We start from the raw sequence: 24569 nt of genomic DNA on the forward strand, positions 1-24569 counted from the left end.
TACAGGTGATTGAACCCACACTTAAACAGTGGCCATGGCAGGCTCACTTGTTACAATAAAGTTTGAAACCCTATGATATGCAATATGTTGATCAGGGTTCCATGTAAATAGTCTGGAGGATAACATGTTATACGGATATGCAGGCAACACCCTCAGAATTGATTTGAGCGCCGGAAAAGTAGAGAAAGAACCCCTGAAAAAAGAGTGGGTGGACGAGTTCATCGGTGGACGTGGATTCACATCAAAAATTTTATATGATGAGAATCCCCCCAATGTAGAACCCTTTGACCCTGAAAATAGATTCATCATTGCCATGGGCCCCTTGAGCGGTCTGTTTCTACCTGCCAGTGGAAAAACCCATTTCTGCACCAAATCTCCGGCCACCGGTGGATATGGTGACAGCAATATGGGGGGGCATTTTGGTGTTAACATGAAGTACGCCGGTTACGATGTGACCATTATTAAAGGCAAGGCCAAGGAGCCTTCATATATATTCATAGACAATGATACTGTGGAAATCAGACCTGCCGGGCAATATTGGGGTAAAGGGTCCACAGAGGTGGAAAGCGCCATGAAAGAGGAGCTGGGGGAAGAGTACCAGATTCTGACCATTGGTGAAGCTGGTGAAAATCTGGTTAATTTTGCCTGTATTTCCCATGATTTTGGTCGCCAGGCCGGTCGTATCGGCATTGGGGCGGTACTGGGTTCTAAAAATATTAAAGCCATTGTGGCAAGGGGAACCAAGAGCATACCGGTGTTTGATCCCAAGGGGCTTTTAAAAAAAGGAAAAGAAACCTATGCCGCCTGCCGGGAAAAACCCGGTTTTAAAGGTTGGACCCCGGAGGGAACTGCCGGTATCACCAACTGGTGTAATGATGTGGGTGCCCTTCCCACCCGGAACTTCCAGACCTCCCACTGCGACTATGCCGATAAGATCAACGGGAAAGCCATCTTAAAAGAGCTTAAAATCACAGATAAGGGCTGTTTTGCCTGTCCCATCCCCTGTGGCAAGTACGGCCATGCCAAAACAAAACGGGGCAATGTGTATGTGGAAGGTCCGGAGTATGAGACCTTGTCTCTTCTGGGTAGTAACTGTGAGCTGGATGACATCCACGGCATCGCCTATACCAACTATATCTGTGACGAGGTGGGCATTGACACCTGCTCTGCCGGTGCCGTTGTCAGTTTTGCCCTGGAGTGTTATGAAAAAGGCTATATTTCAAAAGAAGAGATGGGCATGGATGTGAAATGGGGGGATCTTGACTCCATTGTCCATATTTTGAACATCATTGCCAAGAGAGAAGGTATTGGCGATACTTTGGCCCTGGGTGTACAGGGCGCTGCTGAAAAGATTGGATATGACAGCAGTAAATTTGCCATCCATGTAAAAGGGCTGGAGTGGACCGGTTATGAATCCCGTAATGCCCCCGGCATGATGTTGGGTTACATGACATCGGACATTGGTGCCCACCACGGTCGCTGCTGGGTGTTGGGATCTGATGTGGCAACGGCCGTGGGAGGCGATAAAAATGCCACGGTGCATGATCTGATCTCCGGTGATTCTGACTTTGATACCATTCCCAAGGCAGATCATAAAAATGTGGTGCCTCTGGTGTTGAAATCCCAGCATTTACGACCTGCCTTTGATATTCTTGGTACCTGTCGGCTCCAGTACATGGAGATCGGTCTTGAGACCGAATATTACGAAGAACTTTATTATTATGCCACAGGTAAAAAGATGGATTTTAATAAAGATCTGCTGCTTCTTTCTGAGAAAATATGGCATTTGAACCGGATGTTTAACAAAAGGGAAATTTCCGATTTCGGCAGAAAATATGATTATCCCCCGGCACGGTTTTATGAGGAAAAAATCCCCAACGGTCCCAATAAAGGCCATGTGATGGATCTTGGGGTTATCGAAGAAATGCTGGATACCTATTATGAGGCCAGGGGCTGGGATGAAAACGGTATTCCCACCCAGGCAACCCTGGAAAAGCATAATTTGACCGTATAACTGCCATGGGCAGGCCTTATTCTGGCCTCGGTCTGCCCGCAACAAAGCTTGAAATACATCCCAGATCTGCGAGGCATTTGATATAACGGGCATCTCCTGTGGGACACAACAAATATAGGGTCGTAGACGCGGAGCCAAATGGTATGATACCGCCGCCCCCCCCGATGGGCAATGGGCCCGGACCGGAACTGTAGACAGCTCAATTGTCCGGTTCCTATTACCCATCGGGGGGGCGGCTCTGCTGAGGTTGCCTTGGAGGCTGCCTTTTCATATACTCAACTTTCGGGCTTCATTTCAAAGCCGGCATTTTAAAATGTACCGACGGGGTCAGGCTTTTGTTATTGATGTTATCGACCAAGGCCTTTGCCAACGAAAAAAGCCTCGATAATGTCAATAACGAAAGCCTGACCCCACCACGAAATGCGAACACCGAAAGTTGAGTCATATAAAAAAAATATACAGAAAATTTGGGACTGACGAGGTTCTCGGGATGATCAATATAAAATTAAAACTTTCCGCAAGTCTTTTGTGCATATTAAAAGATGTGAATAATATTAAACCGGAGATCAGCACCCTGAAAGTGAAAAAGGGAACCACCATTCGGGAGTTGCTCTTGATGGAAAGGATCAATCCCCTGCTTGCCCCCATGGTGAGCATCGGTAATCAAAAAGTTGATCTTCGAACAACCCTTGATAAAGATGAAACAGTGACTGTTTTTGGGCCCCTGGCCGGAGGTTAATTCTTTCTATGGTATGCCATGGGGCACTATTGTAATGTCAGTGCTTAATTTTAGGATAACTATTCCTGAACAGGCAAGAGCAGTACTGGTCTGGGAGGTGTATCATCCTAAATCTTAGTTTTGATTATGCACTATGATGAAAATTAACGGTATTTTGGCATGCTTCATTTTCCAGTTTACATTTTGCAAAAAGATATACCCATTTCCCGGGAAAACTTGATGGAAAAGTGTAAACTACTTTTGAAGTTGTATGAAAGATGCCGGTATTTTTATGGTGAATCAATTATGGCTTTTTCCATCAATACTGTTCGCCGGACATTTTTCGGTCCCATTCAAATTCTCTGGTGGTCACTGTATCTTCCATGCGCCGAATGCGCCTTTCCAATGAGTCAAACCGGCTTTTTAATGTCCTGACGGCGCCGGCTCTGGAGTTGACATAATTGTTATAGAAATCTTTTTCTTCTTCGGTTTCAAGGGGTTTCACCGGTCGGGGTTTCATGAGAAATGCACCGGCAAGATAGATACCGATGACGGGCCAAAGACCACTGAAAAAAAAGGTAATCACAAAAATTACCCGGACCCAGAAAACCGAAAAATTAAAGGATTCACTGATGCCCTTGCAAACCCCCATGATGATGCCGTGGCGGGAACGAAATATCCCCTGGGAAGCAGCCTTCCCAAATCTGGAAGAGTGTCCGGCACGAAATCCCCGGGGATGTCTTTGGCGGTGCCATTGTCTTTGTTTATATCCTTTTCTCATGTGTTATTCCCTTTTTTTTGTTCCATGAGAATGGTTTCAAGGGCTTCCACCCGTTGTTCCATTCTGGATAGTCCTGTGTATATTTCCTGTATCATGGTGGCCTCCTCATTTTGTTTGCTGCGATCCTGTGCACCTCCCTGGCGCATCTTGAAGATCATGAAAAAAATGGCAGCAACAACGAGCAGCACCAGAAAAATGCCGGTGAAAACAATGCCTGCAATAAAAACGCTTTTCATCAAAAGCCGATCTCCTTTAATATCAATACCCGGGGCGGGGTTTTATTGTTTCTATCCCCGGGTCTTTGATGGATTAATCCTGCCGGATGTCGCCCTTGGTACGGGCGGACTTTAACCGTTGCAGTTCCTGTTCAATGTCATCATCCATGATAATCTCTTCAAATTGTTCGTCAAGGCTTGATTTTACGCCATAGTTCACCAGGTCTGCCTCTGCCTCCATCTGTTCAATGCGGCTTTCCATTTTATCAAAGCGTGCAAGGGTTTCGTGGTTGTCCATGCGTCGAATATCCTCTCCTGCCTGTTTTTTGCGCCGGGCATGGATCTGGCGTTGAACCAGCATGCGTTGTTTTTCCCGGGAGGTTTTCAGTTTGTCTTCCAGCTGTCTGATCTCTTCCTGATATTGTTCCACCAAGGCACCGTGTTGGGTGAATTCCTCCTCCAGAATGTCAATTTTGCCTGAAAAACGTTTTTTTTCCATTAATGCTTCCCGGGCAAGGTCATCCCGCCCCTTGATCACGGCAAGTTCGGCCCGGGTGTTCCATTGATTGAGGCGTTCCCGTACATTGTCCAGATTACGCTGAACTTTTTTCTGGCTGGCAATGGCTCCGGCACAGGAGGTCTTGAGCTCCACCAGGGTGTCTTCTATTTCCCGGATCATCATTTTAATCATTTTTTCCGGATCTTCTGCCTTGTCCAGCATGGAATTCATGTTGGCTGTGATGATATCTTTAAAGCGTGTGAATATACCCATGATCATTCTCCTTTGTGAGTATTTTATAACTGCCACGGGCAGAGTGTATTTTGAGCCTGCTCTGCCCGTGGCAGTTTTTATATGAAAAGGTAGCCTCCAAGGCAACCTCAGCAGAGCCGCCCCCCGATGGGGAATAGGAACCGGACAATTGGGCTGTCTACAGTTCCGGTCCGGGCCCATTGCCCATCGGGGGGCGGCGGTATAATAGCATTTGGCTCCGCGTCTACGACCCTATATTTGTTGTGTCCCACAGGATATGGCAGTTTATATGAAATACTCCGCCAATCAGGGGAGTATTTCAAACTTCGTTGTGGGCAGAGCCGGATCAGAATACGGTCCACCCGTGGCGGTTATATAAAAACGGGTCGTCCCTATTCTGATAAAATGAATTGCAGAAACTGTGCCATGTTCATAATAATCTTTTTAATTAATATTAACAGATGGTTATGATTTGAGCCCTTGAAATTAAAAAATAAGCGTGTTAGGTCTTTATCTGATATATTGAGGAATTTAACCATATAATGGTGAAAATAACCATGGCTCGACATCCCTGTGTCCAACATTCAATTGTACCTGAAGCCCTGGGGCAGTCCGAGGTGTTTCTCGATTTCCAGGAGCGATTGTCCCGGGTGGCCCCCATAGAGCGCCCTGTTCTCATCCTTGGGGAGCGCGGCACCGGCAAGGAACTTGCTGCATCCCGGCTGCATTTTTTGTCCCACCGATGGGAAAAACCGCTGGTTACCCTCAATTGTGCCTCCCTTGCCCCCACCCTGGTGGAAACAGAATTGTTCGGTCATGAAAAAGGTGCGTTCACAGGGGCTGCCCATCGTCGCACCGGACGGTTTGAGGCGGCACACCGGGGAACGTTGTTTCTGGATGAAATCGGCACCGTGCCCATGGAGGTCCAGGAAAAAATTTTACGGGTGGTGGAGTATGGTGTGTTTGAGCGGGTGGGAGGTTCGCTGCCCATGGAGGTGGATGTTCGCATTATCAGTGCCACCAATGCAGATCTTCCCACCATGGCCCGCCAGGGCAGGTTCAAAGAAGATCTGCTGGATCGCCTATCCTTTGAAGTGTTGTTTGTCCCTCCGTTGCGGGAGCGAAAAGGGGATATTTCTTTGCTGGCCCGGCATTTTGCCATGCGCATGGCCTATGAACTTGGCATTGATGCGGTTCCCGAATTCAGCGCATCGGCCATGGAAGGTCTGGAACATTATCCCTGGTATGGAAATGTCCGGGAGTTAAAAAATGTTGTGGAACGCGCAGTTTACCGGGCCCGGGGCAGGGTGATTCATGACATTGTTTTTGATCCCTTTGTGTCTCCCTATGGGGCCATTCCCCATAAGAAAACAGTGGAGGGGGCGTTTGACGGTGTTAGCAGGGTATCTAAAGCAGATTACGATCCTTCCGGGGAAACATCATTGATTGCTGCAAGAAAGGCCCTGGAACTTTTCATGCTCAGAAATGCCCTTGAATCCAACCGATACAACCAGAAAAAGGCGGCAGATCAATTGGGGATTAGCTATGATCAACTTCGGGGACTTTACCGAAAGTACAAAGAACGGCTTTAGAGTCTTGCCGTGGGCCTGCTGTGGATAGTTTAGGGCTACAGTTTCTTATGAAAACATGTTGAAAAAAAGGTGATGGTTTGCCAAAGTATTAATTTAGGGTGTCAGCAGTTTTCAATTTACCGTTTACCCGAAATCTCATCCATAAAACATATCAATTTGGGTATGGTTAAATGGTAAATCAATAAGGTCTGAGTCCCTTATACTGCACCAAGCATAAATTTGGAATTTAAATAAAATGTCCCAGAAAATAAAAATAATATCCACACTTAAAAAATGGCTTTCATCCCATGCTTTCCGCCTGGATGCCCTTGTGTTTGACATTGACGGGGTTCTTCTTGTTAAAGGAAAGGCAGCATCGGGTAGCCGGGATGTGTTGGCAATGCTTAGAAAGAAGCAGATCCCATTTTATCTTCTCACCAATGACGGAGATCACTCCACCCGGGAAAAATCACAAATTCTCAACACCGCAGGTATTGATGTTCATCCCCGGGAAATTGTTTCTTGTGCCCACGGTCTGATGGGCTTGTTTGCGGAAGATGAAATATCCCAAGGACCTTTTTTTATCATGGGTAACCTGGGCACTCCCTGCTTTGCCCGGGAAGCAGGCCTTAAAACCACGAGAAACCTTGAGGAAATCAATGATTGCCAGGGCATTATTGTGGGGGAAAGGGGGTATGACTGGGAAACCACAATCAATGCAGCGGTGAATTTTTTTGTGAAAAAACCCCAGGCACCGCTCATTGTACCCAACCCGGATGAATATTATCCCGGCCATGCCGGGCAATTGTGCATTGGCGCTGGCGGGGTGGGTCGCTTCATTTCCCGGGTACTGGGGAGTTACGGTATTTTTATTAAACCATTGTATCTTGGTAAGCCCTTTGCACCCATATTTCAAAGAACCCACGACCTACTTGAGGAAAAATCTGGAAAAAAAATTCCCCGGGAGCGGGTACTGATGACCGGTGACTTTATTAAGTCAGATATTCAAGGAGCCTTGAATTTTGGCTATAGTTCTGCATTGGTTTTAACTGGAGTGAGTACCATTGAAATGGTAAAGAATTCTTCTGTCCAGCCAGATATGATTTTTCAAACATTGGGATGACGGTGTTGAAACCATGAATATTGATTTGGAAAATTATCAATACTCTGGATGCCATTTTTGAAGCATATGTTTTTTGCCGAAGTTGGATTATCTTGAATATATAGTTTTACCTTAACCGGCTTCATCCAGTACTTTTCGCACAGTTTCAGCAAGTTCCGCCTTGACAACCGGTTTGTATATAAACGCTTTGATACCGATTTCTGAGCTTATTTTATCAGAAATCTTCTTGCTGTATCCAGTGCATAAAATCACCGGCATACCCTGTCGGATTTTCATTAACTCAATGGCCAGTCTGTCACCGGTCATGTCAGGCATGGTCATATCTGTGATAACCAGATCAAAGGCATTGGGATTTGATTTAAACAACGCCACAGCTTCAATACTATTGGTCTTGATGGTTACCTGATACCCTAAGCGTTCAAGTACCTGACTTCCCATTTTGGCTATGGGGATCTCGTCGTCAACAAATAGTATTTTTTCGGTACCTGAAGGGAGATCCCCCTGTTCATATGGGGGACGCTCATGGCGTTTCCCGGTAATTGGCAGATAGATTGTAAAGGTAGTTCCCTGGCCTACACGGCTGTTGACCGTAATTTTACCGTCGTATGTCTCAATAATGCCATGCACCATGGCAAGCCCCATGCCGCTTCCTTCTCCTGGGCCTTTGGTGGTGAAATAGGGTTCAAAAATTGATCCAATAATTTCAGGGGCAATGCCCGTTCCGGTATCTGAAACCGTTATTTGAATGTAATCCCCGGGCTTTAATTCTGAGGTTTTTGTGCTGACATCTCCATTAATTGCAACATCTTTCAGACGTATCTCCAACACCCCGGTCATCTCATCCATTGCATGGGCTGCGTTGGTACATAGATTCATCATCACCTGGTGAATCCGGGTGGCATTGCCCATAATCAGTGAGTCACTTTCAATGGATTGATGAATTTCTATTGTTGTGGGTATGGAGGATCTCATAAATTTCAGTACTTCTTTAACAATTGAACTGACCTGGACAGGTTTCAGTTCTTCTTCTGATTGCCGTGCAAATGCCAGAATTTGTCCAACAAGATCTTTGGCCCGTTTTCCGGCCGCATAGACCTCCTGAAGGCTGTCTTCAATGGTTGTGTCTTTTTCAACTTCATCCAGGGCCAGTTCGGTGAAACCAATGACAGATGATAAAATATTGTTAAAATCGTGGGCAATGCCCCCGGCCAGTGAGCCGATGGATTCGAGTTTCTGGTTTTGTTGGGACTGGTGTTCAATCTCCAGTTGTTTGGTGATGTCCCGTGAGATCCAAACAAAATTAGCAATATCACCATCTTGATTGTTCACCGGGGAGATGGAACATTCTCCCGTGTACAAAGTGCCATCTTTTCGCTTGTTTACAATACGCCCGGTCCACTGTTCCCCTGACAGGATCGTATTCCACAGGGTTTTATAAAAGTGATTGTCATGCTGACCGCTTTTGAGAAAACGCGGTGTTTTACCCCACGCCTCTTTTTTGCTGAAACCGGTGATTTCCATAAACGCAGGATTCGTATATTGGATAACACCGTCAATATCGGTAATGACAACCACATCGCCAACCTGTTCGATTGCGGAAATCAATCTGTCGTGTTCTTCCTCTGCCTTTTTACGCTCGGTTATGTCCTGAAAGACCCCGGTGAGTTTCACGGTTTTCCCATTAACGATTTGCGGCTTGCATATGGTGCGTGTCCATAGCTGATTTCCCTTGGCAGTTATAAAACGGATTTCCATGTCGTACGGTTCCCCGTGGTCCAATGATTTTTGAATGGCCAGCTGGAGTCTTTCTCTGTCCCTGACATGAAAGAAGTTGATAGCCTCTTGTAATGATGGCTTGTAAGTCATATCCATTTCATGGATACGGTAGGTTTCCTCGGACCAGGTCACCTGCCGTGTATGGATGTCCAACTCCCATCCTCCTATTCTGGCCATGCGGCTGGCGGCATCAAGGAGATCTTTGCTTTTTTTCAAACAATGTCGTTCGAAGTTGAGATCCTGGAATAAAATTTTATAGGGCTCCTTTAGACTGGAGCGAACCAAGGCTGAATAGATAAGGAAAAAGGAGATAATTTTTAAATAATGGCCAAAGAGATTTGAAAGCCCATAAACGCTGACATAAAAGGTAAATGCCAGTTCTCCAAAAATAGTTAAAACAATGGAAGCTATGAAAAATTTTAAAATTTTCTGATCAAAATTAGATCTGTTTTTCAATATCAGCGACAGGGTAACAAAAAGAATGATGCAGATAAAATATTCACTGATTTTTTTAAAGTCCGTCAGTCCCGTCTCCTCAACAAAACAGGCGGGGAAATTTTTCCAATAAAATATCGAAAACAGAATAAAGGCACTGATAAAAAAATAGATGATGATTGTTTTATAAATCTGGAAACGTTTCTTAAAAAAAGCAAAAAACAGAAAAAGTGATATGCTTTCCATATATCTTGCGGCAATCCACAATTGAGTTGCCGGATTGGCCCCCCATGTTTCACTAATCACCCCCATCCCTTTATACGAAATGGTATGTATCAGATCGAGACTTCCAATAAACAGATAGGCAATACCAATATAGACAAAGGCCGTATTTGTAACAAATTGGCGGGAGTTCCAAACCACGATAAAAAGGGCAAATGCCACTGCAATGGAAAAGAATTCTGCCAGGGAGTGGAAAAGGAGATAATTGTGGCGACTGACTATTAGTAAGCCCAGAAGCAGAGCAATACCGATTGTAACGTTCATGCCTGTTTTTAACCGGGTTGGCTCTTGGTCTCCGGCTCGATAGTTTGTTTTGATATTATCATGATGCCGTTTGGAAATCATTAGACCCTCATAACAATTGTAAATATTTCTGATTTAATAATGTTTGTATTCAATAAGAAAAAATTGGCAAAATTAAGATTGGTTCAATATTCGTTGTGGGCAGAGCCGAGGCCAGAATATGGTACACCCGTGGCGGTTTATATGAAAAAGCCGGTACTGGGTACTGGGTATTAGGTGCTGGATGTTCACAGCAACTACTGTTTTATTAGAAAATAAAACTTCCGGGCAAGCTAAGGCAGAGCCGCCCCTCCGATGGGTAATAGGAACCGGACAATTGAGCTGTCTACAGTTCCGGTCCGGGCCCATTGCCCATCGGGGGGGGCGGCGGTATAATACCATTTGGCTTCGCATCTACGACCCTATATTTGTTGTGTCCGCCGGGACATGTGGGTTTATATAAAAATATCTTTCTAAGACAGAATTTCAGCACATTTCCCCCGGATATGAGGCCCAGATCCGGGTAATCTGAATTTTTGAGAATTTATTCTGTTATATATAGCTGATCTTGTCAACCAATTCCCGGGGATCATCAAGGCACGCATATGCCCCGGAATTTTCCAGAGCCTCCCGGGTACCATATCCCCAGAGCACCCCAAGCCCGGGCAAACCATTATTCCCGGCACCCACCATATCATGTTCCCGATCCCCCACCATCACCGATTCATCAGCTGAAAGGCTTTCCTTGTCAAGAATATGTGCAATCAGGGTTGTTTTATCTGTGCGGGTGCCGTCCAACTCGCTGCCATAAACGTGCTTAAAATATTTATCCAGATCAAAATGGCGGATAATGCGCTTTGCATATATCTCTGGTTTTGCTGTGGCAACATAGAGGTTATGCCCCTTGCCTTTCAAAGTCCCCAGTACCTGGGGGATGTGATCATATACCCTGTTTTCAAAAAGCCCCACAGAGGCAAACCGTTCCCGGTAAAGGATAAGGGCCTGTTCTGCCAGGCCATCATCCTGGGAATCCAGCAGCCGGGCAAAGCTTTTTTTCAGGGGAGGGCCAATGCATCGGCCAAGGGTTTCTGGAGGCGGGACAGGTTTTCCAAGTTGTGTCATGGCATGAAAAATACATTTTGTGATACCTTCAAAAGAGTCGGTGAGGGTGCCATCCAGGTCAAATAATATGTTCATTGAATTCTTTTGAATTGTAATTTTCATCATATCCTCTTTAGATTTTGATTTGTTCTCTTTCCTGTGCCGGGGAAAAGAGTTGATTTCCATCTGGATAGCACATAAAATAATTATTCTTCAATGATTTAGATAATTTTTCCATAACATGGTGAATCCTGAAGGAGATAAAATGAAAAATATTTTTGAAGATAACAGCATGAGTATCGGCAGGACTCCCCTGGTGCGTTTAAACCGCGTGACAAAGGACCTTCATTGCACCGTTGCCGTCAAAATTGAAGGGCGCAATCCTGCCTATTCTGTGAAGTGCCGGGTGGGGGCCGCCATCATATGGGATGCCGAAGAAAAGGGAATTCTGGTTCCCGGCTCCAGGGATGTCACAGTCATTGAAGCCACCAGCGGAAACACCGGCATCGGTCTTGCCTATGTATGTGCGGCAAAGGGATATCCCTTGATACTTGCCATGCCCGACACCATGTCCATGGAGCGGCGGCGTATGCTTCAGGCCTTTGGGGCCCAGTTGATCCTAACCGATGGGGCCAAGGGAATGAAGGGGGCCATTGCCCGCACCCGGGAGATCGTTTCCAAAGCCCCGGAAAAATATCTCATGGCCAATCAGTTTGGTAATCCGGCCAATCCGGACGTTCATTATAAAACCACCGGTCCTGAAATATTGGAAGACACCGGTGCAGACGTTGATATCTTTGTGGCCGGTGTGGGCACCGGAGGTACCATCACCGGGGTTGCCAGGTATTTAAAGGAAAAGAAAGGACAAGGTGTCCGAGCCATTGCAGTGGAGCCTGTCCACATCGCTGTTTTAAGTGCCATTAAGAGAAATCAACCTTTTACACCGGGACCCGGGGTGAATAAAATCCAGGGCATTGGGGCGGGATTTAAACCCGATATTCTGGATATGGATTTGCTTGACGGGGTGGTGACGGTGGGCAGCGATGAAGCCATTGACATGGCAAAAAGGCTTCATCAGGAAGAGGGGATCACCTGCGGTATCTCCAGCGGAGCCGCCGTTGCCGGTGCCTTGAAAGTGGGGGGATTGCCCGAAAATAAGGGAAAACTCATTGTTACAATTTTACCCGATGCCGGAGAACGATATTTGTCCTCCGTATTATTTGAGAATTTTTAAATGATTAAAAAAGAGAGCCATTTCATGAAAGGTAAAAAAATTCTTATCACCCGGAATTTTCCCGATGCCGGTATTAAGATGCTTGAAGAGCAAGGGTTTTGCATAACCTTGTGGGACAGTAAAATCCCCATGACCCAGCCGGAACTCATTGAAAAAGCAAAAAAGCACAACGCCGTTTTCTGTACCATGACGGAAAAGATTGATGCTCATTTTTTAAACGAGTGCAGGCATTTGGAGATTATTTCCCAGTTTGCCGTGGGGTATGATAATATTGATATTTCTGAAGCCACCCGCCGGGGGATTCCCGTGGGATACACCCCCAATGCCATGAACCAAGCCACGGCAGATATTGCCTTTGGCTTGATGATCGCCACGGCCCGGAAAATGTTTTATACCCATAACACAATCTCCAAAGACCAGTGGAAAACCTTTCAACCCAAGGCGTTTTTGGGTATGGAGCTGATGAATAAAACCCTTGGTATTGTGGGAATGGGCCGCATTGGCATGGAAATGGCCAAACGGTGTCGGGGGGCCTATGACATGGAGATCCTTTACCATAACCGCAGCCCCAATCCTGTGGCCCAGGAGCGATTTAATGCCCGTTTGACAGGATTTGACCAGTTGCTGGCCAAGAGTGATATTGTTTCTGTTCATTGCGCCTTGACCCCGGAAACCAGGGAGATGTTTAACCGGGCAGCCTTTGAAAAGATGAAATCTTCTGCCATTTTTATTAACACCGCAAGGGGCATGGTTCACAATGAAACAGATTTAATCCATGCCCTGGAAACGGGACAGATATGGGGGGCAGGGCTGGATGTCACCAACCCCGAGCCCATGGATAAAGATAATTCGCTGCTGTCCATGGAAAATGTGTGTGTGTTGCCCCACATCGGCTCTGCCACTGTGGAATCCCGAAACACCATGTCCATTATGGCAGCCACCAATATCATTGAATTTTACCGTAACGGTACCATGCCCACTGTTGTGAATCCGGAAGTGCTGAAGGGGTTGTAAAAAAAGGCCGGGCATGCCCTGTGGGACACAATAAATATAGGGTCGTAGACGCGGAGCCAAATGGTATTATACCGCCGCCCCCCCCCGATGGGCAATGGGCGGACCGTATTCTGACCTCGTTCCGCCCACAACAAAGGTGGAAATATTCCCCGGGTTTGCGGGGTATTTCATATAAAAAAAAATTCAACGATCAAAAGCTGCTGCCAGGCACCCAATATCCAAAGGATTTTTAGATATAAATGTATACAACGTCAGACTCAAAATATGTGAAACAGGCTGAAATGCTGGCCAACCGTGTTAAAAAGCAATATAAACATCTGAAAAAACGCTTTGCAAAGCAAAACATTGAGGTGTTTCGGCTCTATGACGGCGATATTCCGGAAATCCGGGCCGCTGTGGACTGGTATGGGGGCCATGTGGTGGTGGCCGAATACACCCGAAGGGACTCCAATCCCCGGTGGCTGCCCATGATGGGGGATGCCGTGGGCCGGGCCCTGGGTGTGGCACCGGAGCATATTCATTTAAAACAGAGACAGGCAGGACACCAGGACGGCAAGCGTTACCAACGCTTTGACACCACCAACAAAAAGATTGTGATGCAGGAGCGTGACCTGAATTTTTATATTAATTTGTGGGATTATGTGGACACCGGGCTTTTTTCTGATCATCGAAATACCCGGATGATGGTCAGGGAGGCGGTATCGGGAAAAGCGTTGTTGAATCTGTTTTGCTATACAGCTTCTTTTTCCTGTTATGGTGCCAGGGGTGGGGCAGTTACCACCACGTCTGTGGATCGCTCCCAAAGCACCATTGACTGGGCCCGGGAAAACATGATTTTAAATGAGATTTCCCTGGAGAACAATCACCTGATCCAGGCAGACACCTTTGATTTTTTAAAAGAGGCGGCCCGGGAAGGTCAGATGTTTGATATCTGCGTGGTGGACCCGCCTTCATTTTTTACAAGGAGAAGTAAGGGGGATCACTTTGATATTGACAGGGATCACCCCGATCTGCTCAACCTGGTGATTAAAGTCATGCGCCCCGGGGGAGTCATCTATTTTTCCACCAACCATCAAGATTTCACCCCGCGCATGGATCTGCTGCCCCTGGAAAATCATAAGGAGATCACCAGCTTCACCATACCCGAGGATTACAGACGAAAGCATAAGCAGATTCACCGCTGCTGGAAGCTTTTGGTGGCACACTGAACCATGGATTTCAGATCATTGTCTTTTTTTGACGATATAAAAGACATATCCATAGTATTCTTTATATTTTTCATATAACCGTTGCTCATGCCTTTGGTTTTCAATAAAGGCATGGGCGGCATCATTATTTGCATGTTTTCTTTGGAAGGCTTTTTGAACCTCTACTTGTGGTGCATAGAAATTATCGGTCCAGCAGGTCTTGGGAAGGGTAAAACAGGTCGTTGGAATATAACCAGCAGATTGTAACTGTTTCATCTTATTTGGGATGTATAGATGAATGGGGATAATAAAGAGGGATAAAAAGCCGGTGAATCCCCCTGAATAAAAAATGAACAAGGAAATCCACCGGTAAAAATTAAATCTTAACGTTCCACACCGCCCGGGTCAGATCCCGCAAAAATTTAGGGATACCAGATACCATAAGCATCAGAGCACCCAGCACAATGACAAGACGCATGGGCCAGATGATGGGGTCCCAGATGGTGCCCGAGGTCAATCCCTGGTTCACTGATTCCCAGAACCAGATGCTGCCGTGCCACAGCAATGCACCACTGAAGAAAAAAAGAAACAGATCTGTCACCAGAAGATCAAACCAGGCCTGGGTCCGGGGACGCCAGTTGTTGTAAAAAACATCCACCCGGATGTGGGCACCATACCGTTCTGCATAGGCCCCGGACATCACATAGGTGGTACCGCAAAGGTACACAGTCATTTCAAGTCCCCACACCGTGGGTGCATTGAAAAAATACCGCATCACCAGTTCATAGCAGATTTGAAGTGTGGCCACCAGGATCAGCAGAGAAACAGCCTTGCCCTGCCATTCACTGATTTGATCCAGGGAGTCTGCGATTTTTGTAAGGTAGGCAAACTCTGCCTCCTGCGCCATGGTTTGAGAGTTTTGTTGTGTCATTGTTTTCTCCTTTTATTGCACCATCAGGTTGGGAAGCCAGAGAATGATCTGGGGAAACACCATGCACAGAATCATGCCCACAATCTGAAGCGCCATATAGGGCAGGACGGATTTATAAAGATCCGCCATGGTAACATCGGGCGGTGCCACAGCCTTGAGATAAAATATGGAGTATCCAAAGGGCGGAGAGAGATAGGCAATCTGCAGATTAAGATTAAATATGACGCCGAACCATAATGGATCAAACCCCAGCTCTGTGATAACCGGTACAAAGATCGGGGCCAGAAGAACGGTGATACCGATAATATCCAGCACCATGCCAAGGAAAAGCAGAATAACCTGGATGATGATCAACACCAGCCAGGGGTTAAGGGGCAGGGCCACCAGAGCGGTTTTTACAAATTCAGCGCCGCCGCCCAGTGTATAGGTGGCAATGAACACCATGGCACCAAAGACAATCCATAGTATCAATCCCACGGTTTTCATGGTTTCATACAGGGAATCGCTTAAGTTGTTCCAGTCTAACTGTTTTCTTACGCCTGCACATAAAATGGCACCCAGGGCCCCCACACCGGCTGCTTCACCCGGGGTGGCAATGCCGCCGAAGATGGAACCCATCACCCCGAGAATCAAGCCAATGGGGAGAATAAGGGATTTGAACAAAGCAATTTTCTGAATCAGCGGCACATTGCGCTCTTCCTCAGGGGCCGCCGGTCCGGCAGACGGGTCCAGATAACATTTAATAAGGATATAAGCAATGTAAAGACCGCCAAACAACAATCCCGGTCCCACACCGCCCATGAACAGCTTACCAATGGATTCTCCCACGGTGACGCCGTAAACAATGAACATGATGCTGGGGGGAACCAATACCCCCAGTGCACCGCCTGCCACAATGGAGCCCAGGGCCATGTGGCGGTCATATCCCCGCTGGAACATAAAGGGCAGGGCAATGAGGCCGGTGATGGTCACATCTGCTCCCACAGTACCAATCATGGCGGCCAGTACGGTACAAAGTAAAATGGTGGCTGCGGCAATGCCCCCCCGGAGCCCCCCCACCCAGACCTGGATGGCCTTGAACAGATCATGGGCAATGCCGGACTTTTGCAGCATGTTGCCCATGAAGACGAAAAGGGGGATGGCGATCATGCTGAAACTTCCCATGACATCCCATACCCGAAGCACCACAACGGACATGGCATCCGGTCCCCACAGGAAAAAGGCAAATATCAGTCCCAGACTTCCGGTGGTCCATGCCAGGGGAATTCCCAGGGCCAGCAGCGCGAAAAAAGAACTGAACATCAATATGGTTAATAATCCTGGCTCCATAAGATCTCCTTAATATGTTCATGGCATAAGGCTATTTGTGTCAAAGAATATACCGGCCTGTTTGTGTTTTTATCCGTTTTCTGCGTTGGGTTTTGGCATACATAGAACCACTATGCATGGCAAGATCCGCCTTGAATACGAATAAAAATTCTGCGCATCCCGATATATTTTTATCCGCCAATTGCCTAAATTATTGCCACATCCAAACTTGATACGGTGAGAGGTTTAATTGCATCACAACATCATCCCCTGGGGCGATGTTGTGATGAGATTTATTTTATTTAATGGAGCCTGTTAATTTAAGGTAATCCAGGATAGAATCAATGACTTTTGCAGACATGGGGCTCTTCTTTTTCCACTCATTGGCAACGTCAAGGGAAATTTGCCTTGCTTTGGCCATGTCTTCACTGGAAAGCTGGGTGTGAACAAGTCCTTTCTTTTTCATTTTCTGTAGTGCCCGGGCGCTTTCTGCTGCGGACTGATAATCAAACCGGGCATCCAGTTCAAACACCCAGGATTCCATTAAGGCTTTAAGGTCATCCGGTAATTTGTTCCAGGCTTTCTGATTAACGGTGAAATCGCAGGTGGCAGTATTGCCGTGGAAGGAGGGATAAAGAACATATTCTGTTACTTCTTGCAGACCGATGTCATGGTTTTCTGCAAGACTTACAAACTCTGCTGCATCCACAACCCCTGTGTCAAGGCCTGTGTAAAGTTCTCCACCGCCCATTTTTACCGGAGATGCCCCCAGTTTTTTAAACAGTTCCGAGGTAAGCCCACCGGCGGTTCTGATTTTAATACCGTTGAAATCGGACAGTTGTTTCAGGGGAACTTTGGACATGATGGGTTCTGCACCCACAAGGGCCGGTCCCACATAGTGAACTTTATATTTTCCATAGAGTTCCCGGGCAAGTTCCAGACCGCCAAAGTAGTAACTCCAGATTTTAACATCACTTGTACTTTCCCAGATACTCATGAGGCTGAACAATGCGGCAAATGCGGGATCTTTACCGGCATAATAGGCAGGGGCGTTGAAACCGCATTCAAAAATACCCATGCCCATGGCATCCAGCTGCTCAAAGGGCCCCACAAGGGAACCGACACCGTAAAGTTTGATATCCAGTCGTCCGTTGGATGCCGCTTTTAAATCTTTTAAGGACGTTTCAAGGGCTTTGTATCCAACACTTCCGGGAACGGCATAGGTCTGGGCACGCCATTTGTAAACTTTGTCTGCGGCCACTGCACTGGTCGAGATAAATCCGCAAAGTGCAATAAACGATATGGCAACGATCATACATTTGACTGCTTTTGCATACTTCATAGAACTCTCCTTTATCAAAGCGGTTGATTAAAATAACTGCCACGGGCAGACCGTGTTCTGACCACAGTCTGCTAAAGTTTTTCATCAGTGTGTCCCCTTTTGAATACATGATTCAAGAGGAGAGGTTGACGTTATGGGTTTAAATCATCCAGGCACGCCATGAGTGTACGCCGGGAAAGGGTTTCAGACAGATCCCTTCGATAATCGGCACTGGCTCTCAAGTCGGTGATGGGAGAAATTTCCCGGGCCACCAGTTCGGCACATTGTGCCAATACTTCCCGGGTGGCGGGTTTATTTTTAAGAAACGCTTCAGCCTTGGGAACCCTTATGGGTGTGGGGGCCACCGAGCCCAGTGCAATGCGGGCCGCTTTACATACACCGTTTTCCACCTTGAGAAAGGATGCTGCCGATACAATGGAAATGATCACGGCATCCCGGGTACCGATTTTTTGAAAATGAACCGATTCATCAGCTTTAAGGGCGGGGAACTCAATGGCTTTGAGCACCTCGTTGGATGCCATGATATTTTTCCCCGGACCTGTGAAAAATTGATCCAGAGCCACTTTTTTTTCTTCTTGTTTGCCTTTGATGATCACGGATGCACCCAGGGCAAGAAGGGAGGGAACCGTATCTCCGGCCGGAGAAGACATGGCAATGTTGCCCCCCATGGTGCCCACATTTCTCACCTGGGGTGAGGCCATGGTGGACATGGCATGGCAAAGCCCGGGGGCATGTTTTTGAACAATATCCGATGACATGATGGTGGACAATGGGGTCACCGCACCAATGGTGACGATGCCGTCGGTTTCTTTAATAAAATTTAATTCATCAATTTTTTTTATATCAATGAGCGACAAGCCGTCGTTGAAAGACCATCTCCCCCCCCGGACAGCAGGAATAAAATCGGTACATCCGGCAACGATTTTGTACTCCCCCTGGATGGTGTCAAACAGCGCCATGAGCGCGTTCATATTTTCAGGACAATGGTATACCAGGTCGGGCAGCGCCCTTGAACCTACAAAATTTTTCATGTGATACCCCTTTTTTTATCATGGGCTTTTGCACGGGATTCTCAACCCATTTATCGGCAACCGCCGCAAGATGGTTGACCCTGCGTAAAAGCCCTTATCCCGGATTCCGGATTACCACCAGTTGCCTGCATCTTTGGCTTGTTTGGCCCGGCGGATGGAGTTAACGATGTTGACATATCCAGTGCAGCGACACAGGTTCCCCTCAATGGCTTTGCGAATATCCATGTCGGAAAGTTCCTCGTCTTCCCACTGGTTTATCAGGGCATAGGCAGACATCACCATACCCGGGGTGCAGAATCCGCATTGAAGTCCCAGTTCATCCACAAATGCCTTCATCAGGGGATGCAGTTCATCTCCTCTCATGAGTCCTTCCGAGGTGATAATGGTTGAGCCCTGGGCCGATGCCGCCATGACAAGACAGCTGTTCACAGGCTTACCGTCCATGAGAACGGTGCAGGCACCGCACTCTCCTTCTTCACAGCTTCTATGGACACTTTGTTGGTTAAGGACGTTGTTTCGCAGTACCTCAAGCAGGGTGGCATTGGCATCAATGTCAAGGTTCCAGGTGGTGTTGTTTATGTTCAATGTAACCGGCATTTTCATTTGGATTCCTCCTGTTCCTTGCGGGCTGCCACAATCCAGCTTCTGACCCGTTCCGGTGTTGCAGGCGATTCATTTACTTCTATGTTAAAGGGGGTCAGAGCATCTTCAATGGCTGCCAGAATCACGGCTTTGCTGCCAATGATGGGGGCTTCCCCCATGCCTTTGCTGCCCGTTTCCGTAAACGGTGACGGGGTTTCCAGGTGGGCCACTTCAATGTCCGGGGCCTCCACTGCCGTGGGAATGAGATAGGTGGAAAAGGACGAGGTCATCAGTTGTCCTTTTTCGTTGTAATCCAGCCGTTCTGACAGGGCTTCGCCAATGCCCTGGACAATACCGCCGTGGATCTGTCCGTCCACAATCTGTTTGTCAATGATGGTTCCGGCATCGTGGACATGGGCATATTTGATGATTTTTGTGGCACCGGTGTCAATGTCCACCTCCACCACGGCCACGTCCGCCGAGGTGCAGAAACTGGTGTAGGATGATCCTGAATCCGGGGTGGTGGGGCTGTACCAGGTGGTGGTGACGTCCAAAAGATGATCATGGTTTTTCAATATTTCCGGAGGAAGTCCCCGGGGACCGGGAAAAAAGTAGGATTTTTCCGCAAGTTCTTTGTAGGTGAGTTTTTCGTCGGGATTGTTGCTGGAAAAAATCAAGCCGCCTTCCATAACAAGGCTGGCTTCATCGACCTTGAGAAAGGCCGCTGCACACTGGGATACCTTTTTCTTTAAGATTTTGGCTGCCTTGGCAACGGCACTGGCCGGATAGACAGCGCCACGGCTGGACAGGGGGCCCTGGCCGATGTAATCTGAAGTCACCGGTTTGACAAGCACATCCTCCCGGTTACATCCCAGAATATTGGAAACAATAATGGCATGGCTTGCTTCACTGCCCTGGCCGATTTCAGTGCGATCGCTGTGTACCTCAATGGTGCCGTCGGCGGTGATCTGTACCCGGGCCTGGGTGATGCCGCCCATCTGACAATTGGGAACAGCCACGCCGGCCGGTTCTATGGCGGATATGACACCCACGCCGATATATTTTCCTTCTTTAAGATATTGCTCTTTTTTTGCCCGGACTTCATCCACATTGGCCATGTCCAGGGCCTTTTTCAAGGTGCCCGGATAATCGCCGCTGTCGTAGACATAACTGTTAATCTGATGATAGGGAAATTCGTCGGGCTGGATGTAGTTTTTCAGGCGAATGGCTTCAGGCGTCATGCCAAGCTTCCGGGCGATCTGATTCAGGGCGTGCTCAATGAACTTGATGCCCTTGTCTTTGCCATAACCCCGGTAGGCGCAATAAAAGGATTTGTTGGTGGCAGCGCCCACCCCTTCAATGTGCATCCCCTTCCAACGGTACATGTTGGGTACAGCAGAACAGGCGGGAAAGATACTTAATGCGGCAATACCTTTGTTGGTACTTTCCACCCCCAGGTCATGGGTGACAGTGGCTTTTACCCCCAAAAGGGTGCCATCATTTTTAAAGGCCACATCCCCTTCCCAGAAAACATCCCGCTGGTGGGGACCTGTGACAATGAAATCCTTCTGGGGTTCAAACCATTTCACATGGCGGCCGGTGAGCTTGGATGCCAGGGCCACCACATTTTCTTTCCAGGCATGGATTTTAAGGCCAAATGCACCGCCGATGTCCACGGCATTGATTTTTACCTTTACCTCGGGCATGCCCAGTGTGGCGGCAATGTTGTGCCGGGCAAGGTAAGGGGTCTGGAACGATCCCCACATTTCCAGGGTATCTTTTTTAAGATTATAATTGGCCACACAGCCCCGGCCCTCAATGGGAAGACCTGTGACACGTCCTTCCCGTGTTTTGATGTGCATCACCTGGTCAGCTTCTTCAAAGGCTGTCTCCGGCTCTCCAAAATCAAATTTCAGATGCACCTGCTTGTTGTCTTCCCAGTCATCGTAAAGTTTGGGTGCATCCGGTTCCAGGGCTTCCAGGGCATTGCCCGTCACTGCCAGGGGTTCATATTCAACTTCCACAAGATCTGCGGCTTTCCGGGCTGTTTTTTCATCTTCAGCCACCACCGCAGCCACAGGCTCGCCATACCAGCGGACCTTATCCTTTGGCATGGCATAGACATGGGCCAGTCGCCAGGTCCATCCCTTGCTTTTAAAATTGGCCTGCACCGGCAGCGGGTTGGTGTATTTCACCATCTCTTGGCCAGTGATCACGGTGAGTACACCGGGAACCTTGAGGGCCTTGTCCACTTCCAGCCGTTTAATCACGGCATGGGCGTGGGGACTCCCTACAAACACCAGATGGGCCATGCCGGGAAAATCAAGGTCATCGGCATACTGGCCCTTTCCTGAAATTAACCTTGTTTCTCTGTTTTCCACACTATCCTCCTCATCCTTTGTGCAAATTGAAAAACGAACCCTTCAAGGCCCATTTTTTCATATGAAATACTCCGCAGATCAGGGGTGTACTTCAAGATTTGTTGCGGGCGGAACCGGATCAGAACACGGTCCGTCCGTGGCGGTTGTATGGTGACCATGGCAAGGGGCAAAACTGGGGGTAGAAAGAGATTCTGCCCCTGCATTGTTAATTTTTCATGAACATTGCCATGGGCACACTTGCAGGATTTTACTTGTTGGGTGCAATTTCTATGGAGCCGTCCACAGGGCACACAGAGAGACAGCCGCCGCATCCCACACAATTTTCCTGTTTAACATATACATGGCCGTCGCCCTGCTGCATGGCATCGGAAAAACAGGCTTTGAGGCACATGCCGCAGTCTTTGCAGATATCCTCATTAACATGGGCTTTTTCCGGGGGCATCTGGGAATATTCAATGGCTGCGTCCGTGGCAATGCCCAGCATGTCGTCAATGGTGGCATAGCCTTTTTCGTCCATGAATTTTTCAAGACCCCGCACCTGTTTGCCCAGCCACTCATATCCATAACACATGACGGCGGAACAGATCTGAACCACACTGGCACCGCTCATGATGAACATGACAATGTCGCGCCAGTCATAGGCACCGTTGGTACCTGTGATGGGAAGTTCTTTACCAAATGCGGTGCGCACTTCGTTGATCCATCTCAGGGTCAGGGGTTTTACCCAGGGACCGCCAATGCCTGCTTTGCCGTAAATCAGGGGCTTGCCTGTTTCAATGTCCGGTACAAATCCGATGAATCGGTTGGTCAGGGTAACAGCGCCGGCACCGGCGTCTTTGAGCATGCCGGAAAATTGGACCAGATCGGTGACCTGGGGGGTGACCTTAATAATGATGGGAACCTTTACGGCATTGGCAACGGCATTGGTGATTTCGCTGGCATAGTTGAAATCTTGTCCAACGTTCATACCTGTGCGAACTCCGGGCATCAGTTTGGGATGGGGGCAGCCAAAATTCAACTCAATGAGAGGAACACCGCCGTCTTCCATCTGTTTTCCCAGATCCACCCAGCCGTCTATCTCTGTGGAGCCGATGCTGCCGATGACCACGGCGTCATTTTGTTCCGCATATTTCACCGTTTCCCGGATTTCCTTCATGAATTCTTTGGGTGTTTCCAGGGCAAGGCCGCTGCGGCTGTAAAGGCTGAAGGCCCGGGGCACTTTCCCATGGCAAACTTCGTGTTTTTCGTTGAGAAATCGCCATTTGGCCCGGGTGGTGAGCTCCCGCATGTCCGAAGAGTCTGTCATGGTTTTTGCTATAACGGAACCGGCTCCGGCATCAATACATTTTTTCATGTTTGCAGCGTTCAATGTGGGTTCTGCCGATGCGGCAGCCACGGGATTTTTAAAGTGAACACCACAAAAATCAATTCCTAAATTTGCCATTATTCATAATCCTTAAAATAGTTGGTTTTTATTTTTGTATCTTGTTCCCGATTTTTGTACTTTGGGGACAAAAAAATCGGGAATTTTTTTTGCTTCCGGTTTGTCCAGGTCGGGTTTTAACCAAAAAATTCCATTTTGGATTTCTGGTTTAATGGGGGACAATTGAGTCAGTTGAGCCAGTCCACCCTGCCAGCAAGACCGGGGAATGTTTCCCTGGCTGCGGCAACTTTTTTAATATCAATCTCGGTGCGGATAACGGTTTCTTCATCTCCGCCGCCAGCCATGACAACACCCCATGGGTCGGCCACCATGCTGTGGCCCACAAATTGAACACCCCGGTTCATGCCCACAGAATTGGAGGAGACAAGGAAACATTGATTTTCCATGGCCCGGACCCGGTTTAGCATCTGCCAGGCTTCCAGTCTTGGATAGGGCCATGCCGAACAGACCAGAAAAAGTTCTGCTCCTTTGTCCACCATTTTTCGAAACAGTTCGGGAAATCGAAGGTCAAAGCAGGTGGCCATGCCTATTTTTCCCAGGGGGGTATCCACCACGGAAACGGCGTCTCCGGGGGTGAGAATCTGGGTCTCTTTGGAATTGAATCCAAACAGATGAATTTTACGATAACTGCCTGCGATTTTTCCCTGGGGAGAAATGAGATAACTGGAGTTGTAAAGATTTGCGCCTTCTTTTTCCACAAAACTGCCGGAATGGAGCCAGGAATTTGTTTTTTCAGCCATGGAACAAAGCATGGTCAGGGTGGGACCGTTTTTTTCCTCGGCTTCTGTTGCATAGGCGTCAAAGCTTAGAAAACCCAGATTCCACATCTCCGGGAGCATGATAAGATCGGCATCTGCACATGTTTGAATCCGGGCTGCCGCCTTTTCAATGGTTGCAGCCTTGTCTCCTTCAATGACCGACATCTGAATGGAGGCGATTTTCATTTTTTTCTCCTCTGATTCATCAAGTAAATATTCGGTTTTGCAATGCAACTGTCTGTGGCATGCCTCACATTCGTCTGTGTGGGTTGTGTGGCATGCTACGTGTCAGGTGAGTCATCCAAAAC

At 47.7% G+C, this 24569-nt stretch carries 21 protein-coding genes; 7 read left to right on the forward strand and 14 right to left on the reverse strand.

Going from position 1 to position 24569, the window contains the following annotated elements; genetic code table 11:
- Positions 1 to 124: 124 nt before the first annotated feature.
- Together B9A32_RS07330 and B9A32_RS07335 are read left to right on the forward strand one after the other, a co-directional pair.
- Complete coding sequence (locus tag B9A32_RS07330; protein ID WP_084068040.1) at positions 125 to 2014, forward strand: aldehyde ferredoxin oxidoreductase family protein; 1890 nt, start codon at positions 125 to 127, stop codon at positions 2012 to 2014.
- A 490-nt stretch (positions 2015 to 2504) separates the two neighbouring features.
- The gene (locus tag B9A32_RS07335; protein ID WP_084068042.1) at positions 2505 to 2753 is read left to right on the forward strand and encodes a ubiquitin family protein; all 249 of its coding nucleotides are present in this window, start codon (positions 2505 to 2507) and stop codon (positions 2751 to 2753) included.
- A 298-nt stretch (positions 2754 to 3051) separates the two neighbouring features.
- Here B9A32_RS07335 and pspC read toward each other — a convergent pair whose 3' ends face one another.
- The 3 genes from pspC to B9A32_RS07350 form a co-directional block, all read right to left on the reverse strand.
- Positions 3052 to 3513, reverse strand: coding sequence for an envelope stress response membrane protein PspC (gene pspC / locus B9A32_RS07340; protein WP_084068044.1), 462 nt, complete (start codon positions 3511 to 3513; stop codon positions 3052 to 3054).
- The gene (locus B9A32_RS07345; RefSeq protein ID WP_084068047.1) at positions 3510 to 3749 is read right to left on the reverse strand and encodes a hypothetical protein; all 240 of its coding nucleotides are present in this window, start codon (positions 3747 to 3749) and stop codon (positions 3510 to 3512) included. Before B9A32_RS07345 ends, pspC begins: the two co-directional genes overlap by 4 nt.
- A 73-nt stretch (positions 3750 to 3822) precedes the next feature.
- Complete coding sequence (locus B9A32_RS07350) at positions 3823 to 4500, reverse strand: PspA/IM30 family protein (RefSeq protein WP_084068049.1); 678 nt, start codon at positions 4498 to 4500, stop codon at positions 3823 to 3825.
- A 521-nt stretch (positions 4501 to 5021) separates the two neighbouring features.
- Between B9A32_RS07350 and pspF the strand changes: the two genes are divergently transcribed.
- The gene (gene pspF / locus B9A32_RS07355) at positions 5022 to 6071 is read left to right on the forward strand and encodes a phage shock protein operon transcriptional activator (RefSeq protein ID WP_232367076.1); all 1050 of its coding nucleotides are present in this window, start codon (positions 5022 to 5024) and stop codon (positions 6069 to 6071) included.
- Positions 6072 to 6306: 235 nt separating this feature from the next.
- Positions 6307 to 7173 (forward strand): HAD-IIA family hydrolase, encoded by an 867-nt coding sequence (locus tag B9A32_RS07360; RefSeq protein ID WP_084068051.1) that lies wholly within the window; start codon positions 6307 to 6309, stop codon positions 7171 to 7173.
- A gap of 111 nt (positions 7174 to 7284) precedes the next feature.
- Here B9A32_RS07360 and B9A32_RS07365 read toward each other — a convergent pair whose 3' ends face one another.
- Together B9A32_RS07365 and B9A32_RS07370 are read right to left on the reverse strand one after the other, a co-directional pair.
- Positions 7285 to 9930 carry an MASE3 domain-containing protein gene (locus B9A32_RS07365; protein ID WP_212637852.1) on the reverse strand — a complete coding sequence of 882 codons (2646 nt, stop codon included), beginning with the start codon at positions 9928 to 9930 and terminating at the stop codon, positions 7285 to 7287.
- Between the two features lie 570 nt (positions 9931 to 10500).
- Positions 10501 to 11145 (reverse strand): HAD hydrolase-like protein, encoded by a 645-nt coding sequence (locus B9A32_RS07370; RefSeq protein ID WP_084068227.1) that lies wholly within the window; start codon positions 11143 to 11145, stop codon positions 10501 to 10503.
- A gap of 169 nt (positions 11146 to 11314) precedes the next feature.
- Here B9A32_RS07370 and cysK point away from each other — a divergent pair, with 169 nt between their 5' ends.
- The 3 genes from cysK to B9A32_RS07385 all read left to right on the forward strand — a co-directional run bounded on the left by cysK (position 11315) and on the right by B9A32_RS07385 (position 14505).
- The gene (gene cysK, locus B9A32_RS07375) at positions 11315 to 12283 is read left to right on the forward strand and encodes a cysteine synthase A (protein ID WP_084068056.1); all 969 of its coding nucleotides are present in this window, start codon (positions 11315 to 11317) and stop codon (positions 12281 to 12283) included.
- A gap of 24 nt (positions 12284 to 12307) precedes the next feature.
- Positions 12308 to 13297, forward strand: coding sequence for a 2-hydroxyacid dehydrogenase (locus B9A32_RS07380; RefSeq protein ID WP_139795749.1), 990 nt, complete (start codon positions 12308 to 12310; stop codon positions 13295 to 13297).
- Between the two features lie 239 nt (positions 13298 to 13536).
- The gene (locus B9A32_RS07385; RefSeq protein WP_084068061.1) at positions 13537 to 14505 is read left to right on the forward strand and encodes a class I SAM-dependent methyltransferase; all 969 of its coding nucleotides are present in this window, start codon (positions 13537 to 13539) and stop codon (positions 14503 to 14505) included.
- 15 nt (positions 14506 to 14520) lie between these two features.
- On the opposite strand, the gene B9A32_RS07390 is transcribed toward B9A32_RS07385, so the two are convergent.
- The 9 genes from B9A32_RS07390 to B9A32_RS07435 all read right to left on the reverse strand — a co-directional run bounded on the left by B9A32_RS07390 (position 14521) and on the right by B9A32_RS07435 (position 24447).
- Complete coding sequence (locus B9A32_RS07390) at positions 14521 to 14760, reverse strand: hypothetical protein (RefSeq protein ID WP_084068228.1); 240 nt, start codon at positions 14758 to 14760, stop codon at positions 14521 to 14523.
- 100 nt (positions 14761 to 14860) lie between these two features.
- Positions 14861 to 15415 (reverse strand): TRAP transporter small permease subunit, encoded by a 555-nt coding sequence (locus B9A32_RS07395; protein ID WP_084068063.1) that lies wholly within the window; start codon positions 15413 to 15415, stop codon positions 14861 to 14863.
- Positions 15416 to 15427: 12 nt separating this feature from the next.
- Positions 15428 to 16744, reverse strand: a complete 1317-nt coding sequence (locus B9A32_RS07400; RefSeq protein WP_084068065.1) for a TRAP transporter large permease — start codon at positions 16742 to 16744, stop codon at positions 15428 to 15430.
- 277 nt (positions 16745 to 17021) lie between these two features.
- Positions 17022 to 18065: a TRAP transporter substrate-binding protein DctP gene (gene dctP / locus B9A32_RS07405; protein WP_084068067.1), complete on the reverse strand. Its 1044-nt coding sequence runs from the start codon at positions 18063 to 18065 to the stop codon at positions 17022 to 17024.
- A gap of 131 nt (positions 18066 to 18196) precedes the next feature.
- Entirely contained in the window at positions 18197 to 19096 is a 900-nt protein-coding gene (locus B9A32_RS07410) for an FAD binding domain-containing protein (RefSeq protein WP_084068069.1), read from the reverse strand.
- Positions 19097 to 19207: 111 nt separating this feature from the next.
- Complete coding sequence (locus B9A32_RS07415) at positions 19208 to 19699, reverse strand: (2Fe-2S)-binding protein (RefSeq protein WP_084068071.1); 492 nt, start codon at positions 19697 to 19699, stop codon at positions 19208 to 19210.
- The gene (locus B9A32_RS07420; protein ID WP_084068073.1) at positions 19696 to 22059 is read right to left on the reverse strand and encodes a xanthine dehydrogenase family protein molybdopterin-binding subunit; all 2364 of its coding nucleotides are present in this window, start codon (positions 22057 to 22059) and stop codon (positions 19696 to 19698) included. The genes B9A32_RS07415 and B9A32_RS07420 overlap by 4 nt, the downstream gene beginning before the upstream one ends.
- A 247-nt stretch (positions 22060 to 22306) precedes the next feature.
- On the reverse strand, positions 22307 to 23503 hold the full coding sequence (locus B9A32_RS07430; RefSeq protein WP_084068077.1) for a 4Fe-4S dicluster-binding protein: 1197 nt from the start codon (positions 23501 to 23503) through the stop codon (positions 22307 to 22309).
- Between the two features lie 167 nt (positions 23504 to 23670).
- Complete coding sequence (locus tag B9A32_RS07435) at positions 23671 to 24447, reverse strand: carbon-nitrogen family hydrolase (RefSeq protein WP_084068078.1); 777 nt, start codon at positions 24445 to 24447, stop codon at positions 23671 to 23673.
- Positions 24448 to 24569 lie beyond the last annotated feature (122 nt).

This window comes from Desulfocicer vacuolatum DSM 3385 (assembly GCF_900176365.1).
GTDB classification, from domain to species: domain Bacteria; phylum Desulfobacterota; class Desulfobacteria; order Desulfobacterales; family Desulfobacteraceae; genus Desulfocicer; species Desulfocicer vacuolatum.

Bases quoted from the DNA above. Each gene is read 5' to 3' on its own strand.
- B9A32_RS07330 (WP_084068040.1), top strand. From the start codon at position 125: ATGTTATACGGATATGCAGGCAACACCCTCAGAATTGATTTGAGCGCC.
- B9A32_RS07335 (WP_084068042.1), top strand. From the start codon at position 2,505: ATGATCAATATAAAATTAAAACTTTCCGCAAGTCTTTTGTGCATATTA.
- pspC (WP_084068044.1), bottom strand. From the start codon at position 3,513: ATGAGAAAAGGATATAAACAAAGACAATGGCACCGCCAAAGACATCCC.
- B9A32_RS07345 (WP_084068047.1), bottom strand. From the start codon at position 3,749: ATGAAAAGCGTTTTTATTGCAGGCATTGTTTTCACCGGCATTTTTCTG.
- B9A32_RS07350 (WP_084068049.1), bottom strand. From the start codon at position 4,500: ATGGGTATATTCACACGCTTTAAAGATATCATCACAGCCAACATGAAT.
- pspF (WP_232367076.1), top strand. From the start codon at position 5,022: ATGGTGAAAATAACCATGGCTCGACATCCCTGTGTCCAACATTCAATT.
- B9A32_RS07360 (WP_084068051.1), top strand. From the start codon at position 6,307: ATGTCCCAGAAAATAAAAATAATATCCACACTTAAAAAATGGCTTTCA.
- B9A32_RS07365 (WP_212637852.1), bottom strand. From the start codon at position 9,930: ATGAACGTTACAATCGGTATTGCTCTGCTTCTGGGCTTACTAATAGTC.
- B9A32_RS07370 (WP_084068227.1), bottom strand. From the start codon at position 11,145: ATGAACATATTATTTGACCTGGATGGCACCCTCACCGACTCTTTTGAA.
- cysK (WP_084068056.1), top strand. From the start codon at position 11,315: ATGAAAAATATTTTTGAAGATAACAGCATGAGTATCGGCAGGACTCCC.
- B9A32_RS07380 (WP_139795749.1), top strand. From the start codon at position 12,308: ATGAAAGGTAAAAAAATTCTTATCACCCGGAATTTTCCCGATGCCGGT.
- B9A32_RS07385 (WP_084068061.1), top strand. From the start codon at position 13,537: ATGTATACAACGTCAGACTCAAAATATGTGAAACAGGCTGAAATGCTG.
- B9A32_RS07390 (WP_084068228.1), bottom strand. From the start codon at position 14,760: ATGAAACAGTTACAATCTGCTGGTTATATTCCAACGACCTGTTTTACC.
- B9A32_RS07395 (WP_084068063.1), bottom strand. From the start codon at position 15,415: ATGACACAACAAAACTCTCAAACCATGGCGCAGGAGGCAGAGTTTGCC.
- B9A32_RS07400 (WP_084068065.1), bottom strand. From the start codon at position 16,744: ATGGAGCCAGGATTATTAACCATATTGATGTTCAGTTCTTTTTTCGCG.
- dctP (WP_084068067.1), bottom strand. From the start codon at position 18,065: ATGAAGTATGCAAAAGCAGTCAAATGTATGATCGTTGCCATATCGTTT.
- B9A32_RS07410 (WP_084068069.1), bottom strand. From the start codon at position 19,096: ATGAAAAATTTTGTAGGTTCAAGGGCGCTGCCCGACCTGGTATACCAT.
- B9A32_RS07415 (WP_084068071.1), bottom strand. From the start codon at position 19,699: ATGAAAATGCCGGTTACATTGAACATAAACAACACCACCTGGAACCTT.
- B9A32_RS07430 (WP_084068077.1), bottom strand. From the start codon at position 23,503: ATGGCAAATTTAGGAATTGATTTTTGTGGTGTTCACTTTAAAAATCCC.
- B9A32_RS07435 (WP_084068078.1), bottom strand. From the start codon at position 24,447: ATGAAAATCGCCTCCATTCAGATGTCGGTCATTGAAGGAGACAAGGCT.